Source organism: Enterobacter sp. BNK-34 (assembly GCF_048684445.1).
GTDB lineage: Bacteria > Pseudomonadota > Gammaproteobacteria > Enterobacterales > Enterobacteriaceae > Enterobacter > Enterobacter pseudoroggenkampii.
This window is the reverse complement of the sequence record NZ_JBLQUA010000001.1, coordinates 226,548-243,543: the sequence shown is the minus strand read 5'-3', so window position 1 is coordinate 243,543 and position 16,996 is coordinate 226,548. Positions and strand designations below refer to the sequence as shown.

Genomic DNA, 16,996 nt, shown 5'->3' with positions numbered 1-16,996 from the left:
GAGTCACGGTCACAGGATTAGCTATGCGCAACAGTGAACATTACATCACCACCACCGGGTCGGAGCCGCTTGCGACCGACGACGAAACGACCTGGTCATTTCCTGGGGCCATCATCGGCTTCGTCTCATGGTTGCTGGCGCTGGGTATCCCATTTCTCATCTACGGCGGTAACACGCTGTTCTTCTTTCTCTACACCTGGCCTTTCTTTCTGGCGCTGATGCCCGTGGCGGTTGTCGTCGGCATTGCGCTGCACTCGTTGCTCAACGGTAAGCTCCTGTACAGCACCGTGGTCACGATTGTGACGGTGGTTCTGATGTTTGGTCTGTTATTTTTGTGGCTCATGGGCTAACTTCAGCCATAATTCAAACCGTAACCAACTGTGTAACGATATTGTGCAGGACGATTCTGCGGAAAAAATGTGGTACATTTGCCCGCGATGTTGCGGCATCTCTGTTACCCCGGCGTAGTGCTCTGGGGAAGTCTTGGGATGATGATGCCGTTTTTCAGGGGGCAGGATGGGTAAACTAACGCTGCTGTTGCTGGCTTTGCTAATCTGGCTGCAATATTCGCTGTGGTTCGGTAAGAACGGACTGCACGACTATAGCCGGGTAAGCGATGACGTCGCGGCTCAGCAGGCAACAAACGCCAAACTTAAGGCGCGAAACGATCAACTCTTTGCTGAAATTGATGACCTCAATGGCGGGCAAGAGGCGATTGAGGAACGCGCACGCAATGAACTCAGTATGACTAAGCCGGGCGAAACCTTTTATCGTCTGGTTCCGGATGCGTCTAAACGCAATCAGGGCTCAGCACAAAACAATCGATAATCAGGCCCAGGATTACGACATGGCAGTAACTTTTTCGGACGTATGCGCCGTGGTGCCGGCCGCAGGTTTTGGCCGGCGCATGCAGACAGAATGTCCCAAGCAGTACCTCTCTATTGGCGATAAAACGATCCTCGAGCACGCCGTGGCGGCGCTGCTGTCGCACCCGCGGGTGACGCGGGTGATCATCGCTATCAGCCCTGGCGATGCGCGCTTTGCGCAGCTGCCGCTGGCAAATCATCCACAGATTACCGTCGTCGACGGTGGCGCCGAGCGCGCCGATTCCGTGCTGGCGGGCATTCAGGCCGCCGGAAACGCGCCGTGGGTGCTGGTGCATGACGCGGCGCGTCCGTGCCTCCATCAGGACGACCTTGCGCGTCTTCTGGTCCTGAGCGAAACAAGCAAGGTTGGCGGGATTCTGGCCGCACCGGTGCGCGACACCATGAAGCGCGCCGAGCCGGGTAAACAGGTTATCGCCCACACCGTCGATCGCGTCGATTTATGGCACGCGCTGACGCCACAATTTTTCCCCCGCGAATTACTCCACGACTGCTTAACGCGTGCGCTTAGAGAAGGTGCGACCATCACGGACGAAGCCTCTGCGCTGGAATATTGCGGTTTCCACCCTGAGCTTGTTGAAGGACGCGCTGATAATATTAAAGTGACGCGTCCGGAAGATTTACAGCTTGCGGAATTCTATCTTACCCGTTCGACCCATCAGGAGAAGGCATAATGCGAATTGGACACGGTTTTGATGTACACGCCTTTGGCGGAGAAGGCCCAATTATCATTGGCGGCGTGCGCATTCCTTATGAAAAAGGACTGTTGGCGCATTCTGATGGCGACGTGGCGCTGCATGCGCTGACCGACGCGCTGTTGGGCGCGGCCGCGCTGGGTGATATCGGCAAGCTGTTCCCGGACACCGACCCGGCATTTAAAGGCGCGGACAGCCGCGAACTGCTGCGCGAAGCGTGGCGTCGCATTCAGGCGAAAGGCTACACCCTCGGCAACGTCGACGTGACGATTATTGCCCAGGCCCCGAAAATGCTGCCGCACATTCCGCAGATGCGCGTGTTTATTGCAGAAGATCTGGGCTGCCATATGGACGACGTGAACGTCAAAGCGACGACGACCGAGAAGCTGGGCTTTACCGGGCGTGGCGAAGGGATTGCCTGTGAAGCCGTTGCGCTGCTGGTGAAGGCGAGCAAATGACAGACTTCGACAACCTGACATACCTGCACGGTAAACCGCAGGGGAACGGGGTGCTGAAAGCCAGCCCTGAAGACTTCCTCGTGGTAGAGGATCTGGGCTTTGAGCCGGATGGCGAAGGCGAACATATCCTGGTGCGTATTCTGAAAAATGGCTGCAATACCCGCTTTGTGGCCGACGCGCTGGCAAAATTCCTTAAAATTCATGCCCGCGAAGTGAGCTTTGCCGGGCAGAAAGATAAACACGCCGTCACTGAACAGTGGCTCTGCGCGCGCGTTCCCGGTAATACGATGCCTGATTTAAGCAAATTTGAGCTTGAGGGTTGTAAGGTACTGGAATTCGCCCGCCACAAGCGCAAACTGCGTCTGGGGGCGTTGAAGGGTAACGACTTTACGCTGGTGCTGCGGGAAGTGACCCACCGCGAAGACGTTGAAAAACATCTGAACGCTATCAGTGAACGCGGCGTGCCGAACTACTTTGGCGCGCAGCGCTTTGGTATTGGCGGCAGCAACCTGCAGGGCGCGCTGCGCTGGGCGCAAAGCGATGCACCGGTGCGGGACAGGAATAAACGCAGTTTTTGGTTGTCGGCGGCCCGCAGTGCGTTGTTTAATCAGATTGTGAGCGAAAGGCTGAAAAAACCGGACGCGAATCAAGTTGTTGTTGGCGATGCGCTACAATTAGCGGGACGCGGAAGCTGGTTTGTGGCAACGGCCGAAGAAATGGCCGATGTGCAGTCGCGCGTGGACGCAAAAGCGCTGATGATTACCGCCGCGCTGCCCGGTACGGGCGACTGGGGAACACAGGGCGACGCGCTGGCCGCCGAGCAAGCAGCCGTAGCGGATGCGCCAGAACTGCAATCCTTGCTGGTGCGGGAAAAAGTCGACGCGGCACGCCGCGCAATGCTGCTCTATCCGCAGCAGTTAAGCTGGAACTGGTGGGATGACGTAACCGTCGAGTTACGCTTCTGGCTGCCGGCAGGTAGCTTTGCCACCAGTGTTGTCAGGGAACTTATCAACACCTCGGGTGATTATGCGAATATTGCTGAGTAACGATGACGGGATCCACGCGCCGGGCATTCAGACCCTGGCGAAACACCTCCGCGAATTTGCGGATGTGCAGGTCGTGGCACCCGATCGTAACCGCAGTGGAGCGTCTAACTCGCTGACGCTGGAGTCGTCGCTTCGCACCTTTACCTTTGAAAATGGCGACATTGCCGTGCAGATGGGCACGCCAACCGACTGTGTTTTTCTGGGCGTGAACGCGCTGATGCGTCCGCGTCCGGATATCGTCGTCTCCGGCATTAACGCCGGGCCTAACCTCGGCGATGACGTGATTTACTCCGGTACCGTGGCGGCCGCAATGGAAGGGCGCCATCTGGGGTTCCCGGCGCTGGCGGTCTCGTTGAACGGCTACACGCACTACGACACCGCCGCTGCGGTGACCTGTTCGATCCTGCGGGCGCTCGGCCGCGAGCCGTTGCGTACCGGGCGCATCCTCAACATCAACGTGCCGGATCTTCCTCTTGAAGAAATTAAAGGCATTCGCGTCACCCGTTGCGGAAGCCGACATCCTGCCGATCAGGTGATCCCGCAGCAGGATCCGCGCGGCAACACGCTTTACTGGATTGGCCCTCCTGGCGATAAGTGCGATGCGGGTCCGGATACCGACTTTGCCGCCGTAGAAGAAGGCTATGTTTCGGTTACCCCGCTGCACGTAGATTTAACCGCGTATAGCGCGCATGATGTGGTGTCGGGCTGGCTGGATCGCGCAGGAGTGAACGCGCAATGGTAAACAAACGTGTACAAACTCTTCTGGAACAACTCCGCGCGCAGGGGATCCGCGACGAGCACGTGCTTGAAGCACTTGCTCAGGTTCCGCGTGAGAAATTTGTAGACGAGGCGTTTGAACACAAAGCGTGGGAAAACGTGGCGCTGCCCATCGGGCAGGGCCAGACGATTTCGCAGCCTTATATGGTAGCGCGGATGACGGAGCTGCTGGAGCTGACGCCCGACTCCCGCGTGCTGGAGATTGGCACCGGGTCGGGGTATCAGACTGCGATCCTGGCGCATCTGGTGCACCATGTATGCTCCGTTGAGCGGATTAAAGGTTTACAGTGGCAGGCGCGTCGTCGCCTGAAACAACTTGATTTACATAATGTTTCGACACGACACGGTGATGGATGGCAGGGTTGGAAAGCTCGCGCCCCGTTTGACGCCATCATCGTGACGGCGGCCCCGCCTGAAATTCCAGCTGCCCTGTTATCGCAGCTGGATGAGGGGGGCATTCTGGTTCTGCCTGTCGGGGACGAGCAGCAGCTGTTGAAGCGCGTTCGTCGGCGCGGCGGCGAGTATATTATCGACACCGTGGAAGCCGTGCGCTTTGTGCCTCTGGTGAAGGGGGAGTTGGCCTGAGACTCGGAATTATCCAGGGTTATTAAGGCAAATTCAGCGTATGGTGTGGCGCGAAAGATTCGTGCCATCACGGTAAATTTTAAGTCACTGGTAGTTAAAACATTCCTGGGGGATAAATGAGCGCGGGAAGCCCTAAATTCACCATCAGCCGTGTTGCGGCATTATCACTGGTTTCGCTCTGGCTGGCAGGTTGTACAAGTTCTAACAACGCGCCTGCGCCCGTCAGTTCCGTCGGCGGAAACAGCGGCTCCGGTAACACGTCCAGCGGAATGTTAATCACGCCGCCACCTAAAATGGGGACGGCTGCGCCGCAGAAAACACCACAAATTCAGCCTGTGCAACATCCTGTTACACAGCCAATGCAGGTTCAGCCAGTTGAACAACCTGTTCAGACCCAAAATGGCCGCATAGTCTATAACCGCCAGTATGGGAACATTCCGAAAGGCAGCTACACCGGTGGCAGCACCTATACCGTGAAACGCGGCGATACGCTGTTCTACATTGCGTGGATCACCGGGAACGATTTCCGTGACCTCGCGCAGCGCAATAACGTCCAGGCCCCATACGGTCTGGAAGTCGGGCAAACGCTCCAGGTGGGTAACGCGACGGGCACGCCGCTGACCCCTGGCAACACCGTTTCCGCGGCCGATGTGACGGCGCAGAATAACAGCGTTAAGCCTGCACAAAAATCCACCACGGTGGTTGCTTCACAACCTGTAATTACGTATTCTGAGGATTCAGGTGATCAGACTGCTAACAAAATGTTGCCGAATAATAAAGGGACTGCGACTGCTGTCACAGCACCGGTTACGGCACCTGTGGTTAGCTCTACTGAACCGACTGCCAGCAGTATGACCTCCAGTTCGCCGATTTCTGCATGGCGCTGGCCGACTGACGGCAAGGTTATCGAAAACTTCTCTTCCTCCGAAGGGGGAAATAAAGGGATCGATATCGCAGGGAGTAAAGGACAGGCTATCATCGCGACCGCAGATGGACGCGTTGTGTATGCCGGTAACGCTCTGCGCGGTTACGGTAATCTTATTATCATCAAACATAACGATGATTACCTGAGTGCCTACGCCCATAACGACACAATGCTGGTCCGGGAACAACAAGAAGTTAAGGCGGGGCAAAAAATCGCTACCATGGGTAGCACCGGAACCAGTTCTACACGCTTGCATTTTGAAATTCGTTACAAGGGGAAATCCGTAAACCCGCTGCAGTACTTGCCGCAGCGATAATTTGACGGGGCATGCCAGCCAGGGTGTCTCGTTCAGGGATCACGGGTAGGAGCCACCTTATGAGTCAGAATACGCTGAAAGTTCATGATTTAAATGAAGACGCGGAATTTGATGAGAACGGAGTAGAGGCTTTTGACGAAAAAGCCTTAGTAGAAGAGGAACCCAGTGATAACGATTTGGCTGAAGAAGAGCTGTTATCGCAGGGTGCCACACAGCGTGTACTGGACGCGACTCAGCTTTACCTTGGGGAGATTGGTTACTCCCCACTGCTAACGGCCGAAGAAGAAGTCTATTTCGCACGTCGTGCTTTGCGTGGTGATGTGGCCTCGCGTCGTCGCATGATTGAAAGTAACCTGCGACTGGTCGTGAAAATTGCCCGCCGTTACGGCAATCGTGGTCTGGCTCTGCTGGATCTGATTGAAGAGGGCAACCTGGGTCTCATCCGCGCAGTTGAGAAGTTTGACCCGGAACGCGGGTTCCGTTTCTCAACCTACGCGACCTGGTGGATTCGTCAGACCATCGAACGGGCTATTATGAACCAGACCCGTACGATCCGCCTGCCGATCCACATCGTCAAAGAGTTGAACGTTTATCTGCGCACCGCGCGCGAGTTGTCCCATAAGCTGGACCACGAGCCGAGCGCAGAAGAAATTGCCGAACAACTCGATAAACCGGTTGATGACGTAAGCCGTATGCTGCGTCTCAACGAGCGCATTACCTCCGTTGACACCCCGCTGGGTGGCGACTCCGAAAAAGCGCTGCTGGACATCCTGGCCGATGAAAAAGACAACGGCCCGGAAGACACCACGCAGGACGATGACATGAAACAGAGCATCGTCAAATGGCTGTTCGAACTGAACGCCAAACAGCGTGAAGTGCTGGCACGTCGTTTCGGTTTACTGGGGTATGAAGCTGCGACACTGGAAGACGTCGGCCGCGAAATTGGCCTGACCCGTGAACGTGTTCGTCAGATTCAGGTTGAAGGTCTGCGCCGCCTGCGTGAAATCCTGCAGGGGCAAGGTCTGAATATCGAAGCGCTGTTCCGCGAATAAGCAACCTTTCGTCAAAAAGGCCCGTCGTGAGACGGGCCTTTTTCTTTTGTGTTACGGCTGTGCCGCCGTCTCGTGCAGCAGACGCCACACTATCCGATCGCCTTCCTGATTGAGCACCGCGGTCGACCAGCGCACGTTGACGGGCAGGTCTGGACGGGTTTGCGTCTCCCGGTAGTGAAGCACAGCACCCCGTTCGCCGCTTTGGATCGTGGTTAATTCGTCAATGACAATTTTCAGCCCGGGACGGCTTCCGCGCTGTTTTTCCAGAAAACTGGCCAGGCCGCTATAGTCGATCTGCACACCGCCCGGCGGGATCATCAGAAAATCGGGACGGAAACGGGCGAGCAGGGCGTCGGAATCACCTTCACCTTTGCCTAACCAGTCTTCAAGCGCAATGTGGAGGTCGATAATGTCGTGTTCGAAAGGCGTCATGAATTCTCCTGTCGCAGCTGGGTGAGCACCTGCGAATTGTTAAGACGAAAAACATACAGTACAGGCAGCAAGGTCATGCCTGCTGCAAAAATAAACATCCCGTGCCAGGCGGCGAGCGGTGGCAGCCACGCCTGAGCCAGGTTCAGCACTTGGGCAAGCAGCAGGGCACCGGCAAAAAAGCTCAGCTGACGATTGAGATTCCACAGCGCGCTGGCATCCGGCATCTCATCCCGTCGCGTTGTCAGAAACGCGCTGCTCTGAGCCGTACTGCTGCACAGGCTTCCTCCCGCGCCCATCAGGGTAAACGCAACGGCAGGCAGCAGCGTAGCCGAACTGATGTTAATCAATAGCAGGATACCCGTGGCCTGCAACAGGCAGCCGATGACGATCAGCGGCCGGGGACCGATACGGTTAAAATAACGTCCCGTTGCCGTGATGGCGATAAACGATGCCACGGACCACGGCAGCATGAGCATCCCCGTTGCGGCTGGGCTCATGTTCGCCACGTGCTGAAGATAAAACATGCCCGTGACGCTCACCCCAATAAATACGCCAGGAACGCATAAATAAACAAGCATGGAAAAACGCAAAAGCGGGTCCGCGAGCAAGGGCAGGTTTAGCAGTCTGGCCGCTTTCATCGTGGGTTTTTCGTGTTTAAGCCACAGGCACGCTAGAGCAAAGGTCACGATAGCGACCGGTAGCGTAGCGAAAAAGATCCATCGCCAGCCCAGCGTCTGCACCAGCACGCCGCCGACAGCCGGGGAGCAGGCCGGGGCAAGCAGCGCGACCAGCATCACCGCCGAGGAGAGTCTGGCACGCTCGTGAGGGTTATACTGTTGCCAGGTCAGCGCCTGTCCGACGGGGATCAGTAAGCCTCCTCCCACGCCCTGAAGCACTCGCCAGGCGATCAGACTTTCAAGCGTTGCAGACAGGCCCGCCGCTGCGGAGGCTGCGCTAAACAGAAAAAGCGAGAGCAGGATGACGCGCTTGGGCCCGATGCGGCGCGTGAGCACGCTGCTAAACGGGATCACCAGCGTCAGGCCGGCAATGTACCCGTTACTAACCCAGGTAAGGGCCGAAGGCGTGGCGTTAAAGGCGTGGGCCATTGCCGGGAACGCGACGCTGGCAATGAACATGTTGATCAAATCAAGAAAAAAGCCCAGCAGATAAACGACGGCGACTTTGCTGCGATACGTCATGGTGGATCCTCCGGTGAGGTGGCGTATCGTATCGGCTCGGTAATCACGGATAAACCTGACAAAGCGCGATATACTGTCAAAAATATTTTGACAGTAAAGGGCGTGATGATGATTAACCTGCAGCGGACGCAGATGTTTGTCGCGGTGGCCGACACCGGCAGTTTTACGGCGGCCGCCGAGGCGATGGGGCTGACAAAAGCGGTCGTCAGCTTCAATATTCGCCAGCTTGAAGATGAGCTGGGCGTTACGCTGCTGCTGCGCTCCACCCGTCGACTGACGTTAACCGAGGCGGGCGCGCTTTTTCATCAGCGCAGCGTGGCGCTTCTGAAGGACGCCGAACGGCTGCAGGATGATGTCCGTGCGAATCATGCGGGGCTTACTGGCGAACTGCGGATCACCACTACGCCCGAGTATGGCTCACAGGTGGTGGTGCCGCTGCTGGCCAGATTTAGCCAGCAGCACCCGGAGCTTCGCGTACGACATGCTTCGTCGTCCCTGCACGCCGACCTTATCTCGGAGCGCTTTGACGTGGCCATCCGGCTGGGAACGCTTGCCGATTCGCGCAACCACGCCGCGCTGATTTCGCACTTTTCTATTATCCCTGTGGCGACGCCCGGGTGGCTCGTTAACCATCCGATAGAAACGCTTGCGCAGCTGGCCCACGCGGACTGGATTATTCACGAGCGCCTGGCCTCGCCGCTGCGCTGGCAGGTGAGAGATGCCAGCGGTGCGCCTGAAATACTGGAGATAAAACAAGCGCCGCGCCTGTTTGCCGACAGCGCTCAGGCCCTTATGGCTTTTGCGCTCGCAGGCGGTGGGGTGGCGTTACTGCCGGAATGGCTGGTACGCGGTGCGCTTGATGCTGGAAAACTGGCCCCGGTATTACCGGAATATACCTTTGCGCGGCAGGGTATCTATGCGGTGTATCCTGATGCCCGGCATGTGTCAGCGAAAGTGCGCACCTTTATCGATTTTATGCGCACTAGCGTGAATTAATCGTGCATCATTTTTTTAATGAGCGCCGAGAACTGCTCCCGCTCGGCCTTGCTTAGACGGCCTAAAAAGGCCTCATCAACCTCATTGCCTACCGGCTTGCAGTCTGCAAGCAGGGCTTCCCCTTCTGGCGTCAGGAAGACAAAGCGACGGCGCTTATCCGCAGGGTCGTGCTCGCGTTTAACCAGACCACGCGCCTCCATGCGGCTGAGCATCTCCGCCAGGGTCGCTTTCGTGCTGACCGCGACTTCAGTCAATGCCACCTGTTCAATGCCCGGATGCTCGGCAATGGAGCGCATCACCGCATACTGTGGCTTGGTCAGTTCCGGCAAGGCATGTTGCCACTGCGCGGTATGCTGTTGAAAAAGCTGACGTAACAGGTGGAACGCCTCTTGTCTTAGTTCCATGAACACTCCGACGGAAAAAATCTCCCCCTATGATAGCCGCTATTGCTCTCAATTTTAACGCGGCATTTTTTAGCCATTCGTGTGATCGTATGCGAACGATCTTGTCAGAAAAACAATCCTGGAGTAGCTTATTTATAATGTTCGTGTACGAACAAATTGTTGAGGTGATGAATGAGATTGATAGTAGGAATGACGGGAGCAACGGGCGCGCCGCTGGGTGTGGCTTTATTGCAGGCACTGCGTGACATGCCGGAGGTGGAAACCCATCTGGTGATGTCTAAGTGGGCAAAAACCACCATTGAGCTGGAAACGCCTTACACCGCGCAGGACGTCGCTGCGCTGGCTGACGTTGTCCACAGCCCGGCTGACCAGGCCGCCACTATCTCTTCCGGCTCGTTTCGCACCGACGGCATGATCGTCATTCCCTGCAGCATGAAAACGCTGGCGGGTATCCGCGCGGGTTACGCCGAAGGGCTGGTGGGACGTGCGGCGGATGTGGTGTTGAAAGAGGGGCGCAAGCTGGTGCTGGTTCCCCGTGAAACGCCGCTCAGCACCATTCATCTTGAGAACATGCTTGCGCTCTCCCGCATGGGCGTGGCGATGGTGCCGCCTATGCCTGCGTATTACAACCACCCTCAGACCGCAGATGACATTACCCAGCATATTGTGACCCGCGTGCTCGACCAGTTCGGTCTGGAGCATAAAAAGGCGCGACGCTGGAACGGGCTGCGGGAGGCGAAACATTTTTCACAGGAGAATAAAGATGGCATTTGATGATTTGAGAAGCTTCCTCCAGGCGCTCGATGAGCAAGGGCAACTGCTGAAAATTGAGGAAGAGGTAAACGCTGAGCCCGATCTGGCAGCGGCAGCCAACGCGACCGGCCGCATTGGCGACGGCGCGCCCGCGCTGTGGTTCGACAACATTCGTGGCTTTACCGATGCCCGCGTGGTGATGAACACCATCGGCTCCTGGCAGAACCACGCCATTTCGATGGGGCTGCCGGCGAACACTCCGGTAAAAAAACAGATCGACGAGTTTATCCGCCGCTGGGATAAATTCCCCGTCACACCGGAGCGCCGCGCTAACCCGGCCTGGGCGCAGAATACGGTGGACGGTGAAGACATCAACCTGTTCGATATTCTGCCGCTGTTCCGTCTGAACGACGGTGACGGGGGCTTTTATCTCGATAAAGCGTGTGTCGTCTCGCGCGATCCGCTCGACCCGGATCACTTCGGCAAGCAAAACGTCGGGATCTACCGCATGGAAGTGAAGGGCAAGCGCAAGCTCGGCCTGCAGCCGGTACCGATGCACGATATCGCTCTGCATCTGCACAAAGCGGAAGAGCGCGGCGAAGACCTGCCGATTGCGATTACCCTCGGCAACGACCCGATCATCACCCTGATGGGCGCCACGCCGCTGAAATACGATCAGTCCGAGTATGAAATGGCCGGCGCGCTGCGTGAAAGCCCGTACCCTATTGCCACCGCGCCGCTGACCGGCTTCGACGTGCCGTGGGGTTCTGAAGTGATCCTGGAAGGGGTGATTGAAGGCCGCAAGCGTGAAATCGAAGGGCCTTTCGGCGAGTTTACCGGGCACTACTCCGGTGGCCGTAACATGACGGTTGTCCGTATCGACAAAGTCTCTTACCGCACCAAACCGATTTTCGAATCCCTTTACCTTGGCATGCCGTGGACCGAGATCGACTATCTGATGGGACCGGCTACCTGCGTGCCGCTCTACCAGCAGCTGAAAGCAGAATTCCCGGAAGTGCAGGCGGTTAACGCGATGTACACCCACGGTCTGCTGGCGATTATCTCCACCAAAAAACGTTACGGCGGTTTTGCCCGCGCGGTCGGTTTACGTGCCATGACCACGCCGCACGGTCTGGGCTACGTGAAGATGGTGATCGTGGTGGATGAGGATGTCGATCCGTTCAACCTCCCGCAGGTGATGTGGGCGCTGTCATCGAAAGTGAATCCTGCAGGGGATTTGGTGCAACTGCCGAACATGTCGGTGCTGGAACTGGATCCTGGATCCAGCCCGGCGGGCATTACCGACAAACTGATTATCGATGCCACTACGCCTGTCGCACCGGACACCCGTGGCCACTATAGCCAGCCGGTACAGGATCTCCCAGAAACCAAAGCCTGGGCCGAAAAACTGACCGCGATGCTGGCAGCACGCCAATAAGGAGGAAAAGATGATTTGTCCACGTTGTGCCGATGAGCATATTGAAGTGATGGCGACGTCGCCGGTAAAAGGGGTCTGGACCGTTTACCAGTGCCAGCATTGTTTGTATACCTGGCGCGACACTGAACCGTTGCGTCGTACCAGCCGTGAGCATTATCCGGAAGCGTTCCGCATGACGCAGAAGGATATTGATGAGGCGCCTCAGGTGCCGACGATCCCGCCGCTGTTGTAAAAAAAGCCCGGTGGCGCTGCGCTTACCGGGCGATAACATCGTGCGGTCTGTTTTGCCGGGTGGCGGCTTCGCCTTACCCGGCCTACAAAACCCGTAGGCCCGGTAAGCGCAGCGCCACCGGGCAAAAGACCGCAGAGAACTAAACCAGACTCTTCAAACGATAAATCCACTCCAGCGCCTGACGTGGCGTCAGTGAATCCGGATCGAGGTTTTCCAGCGCTTCCACGGCAGGCGATGTCTCTTCCGCCGGTACCAGCAGCGACATCTGCGTACCATCAATCTGCGTCGCCGCCGCATTCGGTGAGAGGCTTTCCAGTTCACGCAGTTTCTGACGCGCGCGCTTGATCACCTCTTTCGGTACACCTGCCAGCGCCGCGACGGCCAGGCCATAGCTCTTGCTCGCCGCGCCATCCTGCACCGTGTGCATGAAGGCAATGGTATCGCCGTGCTCCAGCGCATCCAGATGAACGTTCGCAACCCCTTCCATTTTCTCCGGCAGCTGCGTCAGCTCGAAGTAGTGGGTAGCGAACAGCGTCATGGCCTTGATTTTATTCGCGAGGCTTTCCGCACAGGCCCATGCCAGTGACAAACCGTCATAGGTTGACGTTCCGCGTCCGACTTCGTCCATCAGCACCAGGCTGTGCTCCGTCGCGTTATGCAGAATGTTTGCCGTTTCGGTCATCTCGACCATGAAGGTAGAGCGACCGCTCGCCAGATCGTCCGCTGCCCCGACGCGGGTAAAAATGCGGTCGATGGGGCCAATCTCCACGTTTTGCGCCGGGACGTAGCTGCCGATATAGGCAAGCAGGGCAATCAGCGCCGTCTGACGCATATAGGTACTCTTACCGCCCATGTTCGGACCGGTAATGATCAGCATTCTTCTCTGCGGTGACAGGCTCAGCGGGTTGGCGATGAACGGTTCATTCAGCACCTGCTCTACCACAGGGTGACGACCTTCAGTGATACGAATGCCAGGCTTGTCGGTAAAGGTCGGGCAGGTGTAGTTCAGCGTTTCCGCGCGTTCTGCCAGGTTCACCAGCACGTCCAGTTCCGCCAGCGCGCTGGCGCTCAGCTGCAGGTCGGCCAGGTGCGGCATCAGCATGTCGAACAGCTCGTCATAAAGCTGTTTTTCCAGCGCCAGCGCTTTACCCTTCGAGGTAAGGACTTTATCTTCGTACTCTTTCAGTTCAGGAATGATGTAGCGTTCGGCGTTTTTCAACGTCTGGCGACGCACGTAGTGAATCGGCGCCAAATGGCTCTGCCCGCGGCTGATCTGAATATAGTAGCCGTGTACCGCGTTATAACCCACTTTCAGGGTGTCGAGCCCGAGACGTTCGCGTTCGCGGATTTCCAGCTTGTCGAGGTAGTCCGTCGCACCGTCGGCCAGCGCGCGCCATTCGTCCAGTTCCTCGTTGTAGCCAGGGGCAATCACGCCGCCATCACGCACCAGAACCGGAGGCGCATCGATAATGGCGCGCTCCAGCAGTTCGCGTAGCTCGGTAAATTCGCCCATGGTTTCGCGGAGTTTCTGTACCGGCGCGCTGTCAACGTCGCTCAGCTGTGCACGGAGTTCCGGTAACTGCTGGAAAGCATGACGCATCCGCGCGAGGTCGCGCGGTCGTGCCGTGCGCAGCGCCAGACGAGCCAGGATACGCTCCAGATCGCCCACCTGGCGCAGGACAGGCTGCAGCTCGGTATAGCGATCCTGCAGGGCGGCAATCGTCTGCTGACGGCAAACCAGCGTAGCGGTATCGCGAATCGGCATATGCAGCCAGCGTTTCAGCATGCGGCTGCCCATTGGCGTTACCGTACTGTCGAGGACCGACGCGAGCGTGTTTTCTACGCCACCCGCCAGGTTCTGCGTGATCTCCAGATTACGGCGCGTGGCGGCATCCATGATGATGCTGTCCTGCTGGCGCTCCATGGTGATAGAGCGGATATGCGGCAGGGAGGTGCGCTGGGTATCTTTCACGTACTGCAGGAGACACCCTGCCGCACACAGCCCGCGCGGGGCATTTTCAACGCCAAAGCCAATCAGGTCGCGGGTGCCAAACTGCAGATTCAGCTGCTGGCGGGCGGTATCAATTTCGAATTCCCACAGCGGACGACGACGCAACCCACGACGGCCTTCAATCAGCGCCATTTCGGCGAAATCTTCGGCATAGAGCAATTCTGCCGGGTTGGTACGCTGCAGTTCGGCTGCCATCGTTTCACGGTCAGCCGGTTCACTCAGACGAAAACGTCCGGAGCTGATATCCAGCGTCGCGTAGCCATACCCTTTACCGTCCTGCCACAGCGCTGCCAGCAGGTTATCCTGGCGCTCCTGTAACAGGGCTTCATCACTGATGGTGCCAGGCGTGACGATGCGCACGACTTTGCGTTCCACCGGGCCTTTTGAGGTCGCCGGATCGCCGATCTGTTCGCAGATGGCGACGGACTCACCCTGATTCACCAGTTTCGCCAGGTAGTTTTCTACCGCGTGGTGCGGGATACCTGCCATCGGGATGGGTTCACCTGCCGATGCGCCACGTTTGGTCAACGAGATGTCGAGCAGCTGCGATGCACGCTTAGCATCGTCATAAAACAGCTCGTAAAAATCACCCATACGGTAAAACAGCAGGATTTCCGGATGCTGTGCCTTCAGCTTCAGATACTGCTGCATCATCGGCGTATGTGCGTCGAAATTGTCGATTGTGCTCATGGAGTTATGATGTCCATTTCTTTGAATATAAACCGTTTTGATCGGCTCAGTGGCCGTTTGTTCCTTCTATTGTCGCATGAAAAAAAGGTCCGGCGCAGAAAAATGTCGTGGCTTTACGAGCCGTCTTCCGACATTAATTCAATGATAATTTTTCCATGCTCCACGCCCACTCTGACTCTGGAATGGGTCGTAAACCCCGCCTTTTCAAGCCAGTCACCTTTTAAGCTCAGCGCCGCATGTACGCTGTAACGCTTTGGTATCTTGGTATTGCGGTCTTCATGGCGCTTTCTAAAATATCCCACTTTTAAATGGCGATAGGGTTTGCCGATCGCGAGCTCTTGCATAGGGTCTCCAGACAACACGGACAAAGGTCATTTCTGATGCCTGTATAAAATACCAGTAATTATCGGTCGGTGCAGGGTGAAAACTGGAATCAGGCTTCAGGAAACGAAATGCAACCGCTGAAATACAGTACTTAAAAGTGTATTATTAATGCACTTTATTATTCGGTAGGCCGTTATGTCCGGTAAACGCATCTCACGAGAAAAAGAGACCATCGCGAAAATGATCGCGTTGTATGAAAAGCAGTGTCCGCAGGCATCTCAGGAGGAAGGGCATTATCAGGCGCTCAACGCGTATGCCGATAAGCGCCTGGATAAGTGCGTTTTCGGTGAGGACAAGCCTGCCTGCAAGCAGTGTCCGGTACACTGCTACCAGCCTGCCAGACGTGAAGAGATGAAGCAGGTTATGCGCTGGGCAGGTCCGCGTATGTTATGGCGTCATCCTATCCTGACCGTTCGTCATCTGATTGATGATCGTCGTCCCGTACCGGAACTGCCGGAGAAGTACCGTCCGAAAAAGTGATCGGTTCAGCGTCTCAGCGGGCGGCAAATCACGTTCAGGGCCAGCGCGCTGCAGAGTGGGAAAAGGGCCAGCAGCAGCCAGGGATACATTGCCTGCGTTGAGGGCACCAGCGCGCGATCCAGCAGGCTGCCAAACAACAGATTTCCTGCCAGTACCGCAATGCCTCCGGCGGTGGCGAGTGCGCCGTAGTGCGCGCCAAGCGTTGATTCCTCCGCAAACCGAGGGATCAGATCTTTAGCCGATGGCACCAGCAGCATCTGTCCCAGCGTCAACAGCGTCACAAAGCAGACTGAGGGCAGTAAGCGCAGCCAGCCTTCCTGCGGCGTCATCGGGGCAAATATCGCCACGCTCGCAAAGGCGGAGGAGAGCAGCAAAAAGCCTACCGGCAGGAGCCTCACCGCGCCCACGCGCCGGGCGAAACGCGCCAGCGGCAGCTGTAATGCAACGATCAGCAACGAGGCCAGCATAAAAAGCGGGCCGAGATCTTTCTCGTTACCGCCAGAGCGCTGGATCTCCACTGGCAGCGCCAGATAGAGCTGGTTATAGCTTAACAGCCACGAGCTGTAGGCAATGATAAAGGCGACAAAGCGCGGCTGGCGGAACGTCGTCCACCAGGGAACGAGCTTCAGCGTCCGAGAGGCGTGGCGTAACGCGGGCAGGCAAAAGTAGAGCACCACCAGCGCAACGATAAAGACCCCTGCGCCCGCCAGCGCCACCTGGCGAAAGCCCAGGCCGGTGAGCAGGGCGCCGGCAACCGGGCCCAGTACCGCACCGAGTTCCCCGCAGACCGCAAATAGCGCGAACCACTCCGCCCGGCTTCGTTTACCTTTCGCCTCGCTGTGCGTGCCCGCTTTCGCCAGCAATGCCTCAATAGACGGAGAAAACAGCGCGCCGCCCACGCCTGTCAGGCACGCGCCCAGAATAATCGTCCACAGCGAGCCTCCGAACGCCAGCAGCAGATAGCCCGCAACGCGAATCATGCACCCGCTCAGGATAACGACTTTCGCGCCAAACCTGTCCGAGAGCGCACCACCGACGATAAACATCCCCTGCTGAGAGAACGTGCGCAGGCCGAGGATCAGCCCGATCAGTCCGCCGGAGAGCAGCATATCGTCGCGCAGGAATATTGCCAGGAAGGGGACAACGGCGTAAAAGCCGATGTTAAAAACAAACTGGCTACCCAGTAAGACGGGCGGCCAGAGCGTGGTGGCGGGGCGAAGGAGCATCGTTGTTCACTCG

At 57.2% G+C, this 16,996-nt stretch carries 21 protein-coding genes; 14 read left to right on the top strand and 7 right to left on the bottom strand.

Annotation, left to right across the window (positions count from 1 at the left end):
• Window positions 1-23 precede the first annotated feature (23 nt).
• The 7 genes from ACMGG5_RS01320 to ACMGG5_RS01290 all read left to right on the top strand — a co-directional run bounded on the left by ACMGG5_RS01320 (window position 24) and on the right by ACMGG5_RS01290 (window position 4,445).
• The gene (locus ACMGG5_RS01320) at window positions 24-350 is read left to right on the top strand and encodes a DUF3561 family protein (RefSeq protein WP_008499610.1); all 327 of its coding nucleotides are present in this window, start codon (window positions 24-26) and stop codon (window positions 348-350) included.
• Window positions 351-516: 166 nt separating this feature from the next.
• Window positions 517-828, top strand: coding sequence for a cell division protein FtsB (gene ftsB / locus ACMGG5_RS01315; RefSeq protein WP_008499609.1), 312 nt, complete (start codon window positions 517-519; stop codon window positions 826-828).
• A gap of 19 nt (window positions 829-847) precedes the next feature.
• Entirely contained in the window at window positions 848-1,558 is a 711-nt protein-coding gene (gene ispD / locus ACMGG5_RS01310) for a 2-C-methyl-D-erythritol 4-phosphate cytidylyltransferase (protein WP_420277377.1), read from the top strand.
• Complete coding sequence (gene ispF / locus ACMGG5_RS01305; protein ID WP_008499607.1) at window positions 1,558-2,037, top strand: 2-C-methyl-D-erythritol 2,4-cyclodiphosphate synthase; 480 nt, start codon at window positions 1,558-1,560, stop codon at window positions 2,035-2,037. Before ispD ends, ispF begins: the two co-directional genes overlap by 1 nt.
• On the top strand, window positions 2,034-3,083 hold the full coding sequence (gene truD / locus ACMGG5_RS01300) for a tRNA pseudouridine(13) synthase TruD (RefSeq protein ID WP_290093857.1): 1,050 nt from the start codon (window positions 2,034-2,036) through the stop codon (window positions 3,081-3,083). Before ispF ends, truD begins: the two co-directional genes overlap by 4 nt.
• The gene (surE, locus tag ACMGG5_RS01295) at window positions 3,064-3,825 is read left to right on the top strand and encodes a 5'/3'-nucleotidase SurE (protein ID WP_157189660.1); all 762 of its coding nucleotides are present in this window, start codon (window positions 3,064-3,066) and stop codon (window positions 3,823-3,825) included. The genes truD and surE overlap by 20 nt, the downstream gene beginning before the upstream one ends.
• Window positions 3,819-4,445: a protein-L-isoaspartate(D-aspartate) O-methyltransferase gene (locus ACMGG5_RS01290; protein ID WP_157189659.1), complete on the top strand. Its 627-nt coding sequence runs from the start codon at window positions 3,819-3,821 to the stop codon at window positions 4,443-4,445. The genes surE and ACMGG5_RS01290 overlap by 7 nt, the downstream gene beginning before the upstream one ends.
• Before the next feature lie 94 nt (window positions 4,446-4,539).
• Here ACMGG5_RS01290 and ACMGG5_RS01285 read toward each other — a convergent pair whose 3' ends face one another.
• Window positions 4,540-4,671 carry a peptidase gene (locus ACMGG5_RS01285; protein WP_240613107.1) on the bottom strand — a complete coding sequence of 44 codons (132 nt, stop codon included), beginning with the start codon at window positions 4,669-4,671 and terminating at the stop codon, window positions 4,540-4,542.
• On the opposite strand from ACMGG5_RS01285, the gene nlpD reads away from it, so the two are divergent.
• Both nlpD and rpoS read left to right on the top strand, forming a co-directional pair.
• Window positions 4,613-5,686: a murein hydrolase activator NlpD gene (gene nlpD / locus ACMGG5_RS01280; protein ID WP_417927847.1), complete on the top strand. Its 1,074-nt coding sequence runs from the start codon at window positions 4,613-4,615 to the stop codon at window positions 5,684-5,686. The two genes, ACMGG5_RS01285 and nlpD, sit on opposite strands and share 59 nt — an antisense overlap.
• Window positions 5,687-5,745: 59 nt before the next feature.
• On the top strand, window positions 5,746-6,738 hold the full coding sequence (rpoS, locus tag ACMGG5_RS01275) for an RNA polymerase sigma factor RpoS (RefSeq protein ID WP_008499600.1): 993 nt from the start codon (window positions 5,746-5,748) through the stop codon (window positions 6,736-6,738).
• A gap of 51 nt (window positions 6,739-6,789) precedes the next feature.
• Here the strand turns inward: rpoS and ACMGG5_RS01270 are convergent, their stop codons facing one another.
• Together ACMGG5_RS01270 and ACMGG5_RS01265 are read right to left on the bottom strand one after the other, a co-directional pair.
• Window positions 6,790-7,170 (bottom strand): DUF4440 domain-containing protein, encoded by a 381-nt coding sequence (locus tag ACMGG5_RS01270; protein WP_420277375.1) that lies wholly within the window; start codon window positions 7,168-7,170, stop codon window positions 6,790-6,792.
• Window positions 7,167-8,369 carry an MFS transporter gene (locus ACMGG5_RS01265; RefSeq protein WP_048990168.1) on the bottom strand — a complete coding sequence of 401 codons (1,203 nt, stop codon included), beginning with the start codon at window positions 8,367-8,369 and terminating at the stop codon, window positions 7,167-7,169. Before ACMGG5_RS01265 ends, ACMGG5_RS01270 begins: the two co-directional genes overlap by 4 nt.
• A 108-nt stretch (window positions 8,370-8,477) precedes the next feature.
• Between ACMGG5_RS01265 and ACMGG5_RS01260 the strand changes: the two genes are divergently transcribed.
• Complete coding sequence (locus ACMGG5_RS01260) at window positions 8,478-9,365, top strand: LysR family transcriptional regulator (protein ID WP_267217540.1); 888 nt, start codon at window positions 8,478-8,480, stop codon at window positions 9,363-9,365.
• On the opposite strand, the gene ACMGG5_RS01255 is transcribed toward ACMGG5_RS01260, so the two are convergent.
• Window positions 9,362-9,769 carry a MarR family winged helix-turn-helix transcriptional regulator gene (locus tag ACMGG5_RS01255; protein WP_024909249.1) on the bottom strand — a complete coding sequence of 136 codons (408 nt, stop codon included), beginning with the start codon at window positions 9,767-9,769 and terminating at the stop codon, window positions 9,362-9,364. The two genes, ACMGG5_RS01260 and ACMGG5_RS01255, sit on opposite strands and share 4 nt — an antisense overlap.
• A gap of 171 nt (window positions 9,770-9,940) precedes the next feature.
• Here ACMGG5_RS01255 and ACMGG5_RS01250 point away from each other — a divergent pair, with 171 nt between their 5' ends.
• Genes ACMGG5_RS01250 through ACMGG5_RS01240 form a run of 3 tightly spaced genes read left to right on the top strand, consistent with a single transcriptional unit; the run spans window position 9,941 to window position 12,192 of the window.
• Window positions 9,941-10,543: a non-oxidative hydroxyarylic acid decarboxylases subunit B gene (locus tag ACMGG5_RS01250; protein ID WP_024909248.1), complete on the top strand. Its 603-nt coding sequence runs from the start codon at window positions 9,941-9,943 to the stop codon at window positions 10,541-10,543.
• On the top strand, window positions 10,533-11,960 hold the full coding sequence (locus ACMGG5_RS01245) for a non-oxidative hydroxyarylic acid decarboxylases subunit C (protein WP_024909247.1): 1,428 nt from the start codon (window positions 10,533-10,535) through the stop codon (window positions 11,958-11,960). Before ACMGG5_RS01250 ends, ACMGG5_RS01245 begins: the two co-directional genes overlap by 11 nt.
• Before the next feature lie 10 nt (window positions 11,961-11,970).
• Window positions 11,971-12,192, top strand: a complete 222-nt coding sequence (locus ACMGG5_RS01240; protein ID WP_003862116.1) for a non-oxidative hydroxyarylic acid decarboxylases subunit D — start codon at window positions 11,971-11,973, stop codon at window positions 12,190-12,192.
• A 139-nt stretch (window positions 12,193-12,331) separates the two neighbouring features.
• On the opposite strand, the gene mutS is transcribed toward ACMGG5_RS01240, so the two are convergent.
• Together mutS and ACMGG5_RS01230 are read right to left on the bottom strand one after the other, a co-directional pair.
• Window positions 12,332-14,893 carry a DNA mismatch repair protein MutS gene (gene mutS, locus ACMGG5_RS01235; protein ID WP_024909246.1) on the bottom strand — a complete coding sequence of 854 codons (2,562 nt, stop codon included), beginning with the start codon at window positions 14,891-14,893 and terminating at the stop codon, window positions 12,332-12,334.
• Between the two features lie 113 nt (window positions 14,894-15,006).
• A complete protein-coding gene (locus ACMGG5_RS01230) occupies window positions 15,007-15,237 on the bottom strand; it encodes a SymE family type I addiction module toxin (protein WP_024909245.1) in 231 nt (76 codons plus the stop codon).
• A gap of 175 nt (window positions 15,238-15,412) precedes the next feature.
• On the opposite strand from ACMGG5_RS01230, the gene ACMGG5_RS01225 reads away from it, so the two are divergent.
• Window positions 15,413-15,757 (top strand): nitrous oxide-stimulated promoter family protein, encoded by a 345-nt coding sequence (locus ACMGG5_RS01225; RefSeq protein ID WP_024909244.1) that lies wholly within the window; start codon window positions 15,413-15,415, stop codon window positions 15,755-15,757.
• A 5-nt stretch (window positions 15,758-15,762) separates the two neighbouring features.
• Here the strand turns inward: ACMGG5_RS01225 and ACMGG5_RS01220 are convergent, their stop codons facing one another.
• A complete protein-coding gene (locus tag ACMGG5_RS01220; protein WP_420277374.1) occupies window positions 15,763-16,983 on the bottom strand; it encodes an MDR family MFS transporter in 1,221 nt (406 codons plus the stop codon).
• Window positions 16,984-16,996 lie beyond the last annotated feature (13 nt).

Bases quoted from the DNA above. Each gene is read 5' to 3' on its own strand.
- ACMGG5_RS01320 (WP_008499610.1), top strand. From the start codon at position 24: ATGCGCAACAGTGAACATTACATCACCACCACCGGGTCGGAGCCGCTT.
- ftsB (WP_008499609.1), top strand. From the start codon at position 517: ATGGGTAAACTAACGCTGCTGTTGCTGGCTTTGCTAATCTGGCTGCAA.
- ispD (WP_420277377.1), top strand. From the start codon at position 848: ATGGCAGTAACTTTTTCGGACGTATGCGCCGTGGTGCCGGCCGCAGGT.
- ispF (WP_008499607.1), top strand. From the start codon at position 1,558: ATGCGAATTGGACACGGTTTTGATGTACACGCCTTTGGCGGAGAAGGC.
- truD (WP_290093857.1), top strand. From the start codon at position 2,034: ATGACAGACTTCGACAACCTGACATACCTGCACGGTAAACCGCAGGGG.
- surE (WP_157189660.1), top strand. From the start codon at position 3,064: ATGCGAATATTGCTGAGTAACGATGACGGGATCCACGCGCCGGGCATT.
- ACMGG5_RS01290 (WP_157189659.1), top strand. From the start codon at position 3,819: ATGGTAAACAAACGTGTACAAACTCTTCTGGAACAACTCCGCGCGCAG.
- rpoS (WP_008499600.1), top strand. From the start codon at position 5,746: ATGAGTCAGAATACGCTGAAAGTTCATGATTTAAATGAAGACGCGGAA.
- ACMGG5_RS01270 (WP_420277375.1), bottom strand. From the start codon at position 7,170: ATGACGCCTTTCGAACACGACATTATCGACCTCCACATTGCGCTTGAA.
- ACMGG5_RS01265 (WP_048990168.1), bottom strand. From the start codon at position 8,369: ATGACGTATCGCAGCAAAGTCGCCGTCGTTTATCTGCTGGGCTTTTTT.
- ACMGG5_RS01260 (WP_267217540.1), top strand. From the start codon at position 8,478: ATGATTAACCTGCAGCGGACGCAGATGTTTGTCGCGGTGGCCGACACC.
- ACMGG5_RS01255 (WP_024909249.1), bottom strand. From the start codon at position 9,769: ATGGAACTAAGACAAGAGGCGTTCCACCTGTTACGTCAGCTTTTTCAA.
- ACMGG5_RS01250 (WP_024909248.1), top strand. From the start codon at position 9,941: ATGAGATTGATAGTAGGAATGACGGGAGCAACGGGCGCGCCGCTGGGT.
- ACMGG5_RS01245 (WP_024909247.1), top strand. From the start codon at position 10,533: ATGGCATTTGATGATTTGAGAAGCTTCCTCCAGGCGCTCGATGAGCAA.
- ACMGG5_RS01240 (WP_003862116.1), top strand. From the start codon at position 11,971: ATGATTTGTCCACGTTGTGCCGATGAGCATATTGAAGTGATGGCGACG.
- mutS (WP_024909246.1), bottom strand. From the start codon at position 14,893: ATGAGCACAATCGACAATTTCGACGCACATACGCCGATGATGCAGCAG.
- ACMGG5_RS01230 (WP_024909245.1), bottom strand. From the start codon at position 15,237: ATGCAAGAGCTCGCGATCGGCAAACCCTATCGCCATTTAAAAGTGGGA.
- ACMGG5_RS01225 (WP_024909244.1), top strand. From the start codon at position 15,413: ATGTCCGGTAAACGCATCTCACGAGAAAAAGAGACCATCGCGAAAATG.
- ACMGG5_RS01220 (WP_420277374.1), bottom strand. From the start codon at position 16,983: ATGCTCCTTCGCCCCGCCACCACGCTCTGGCCGCCCGTCTTACTGGGT.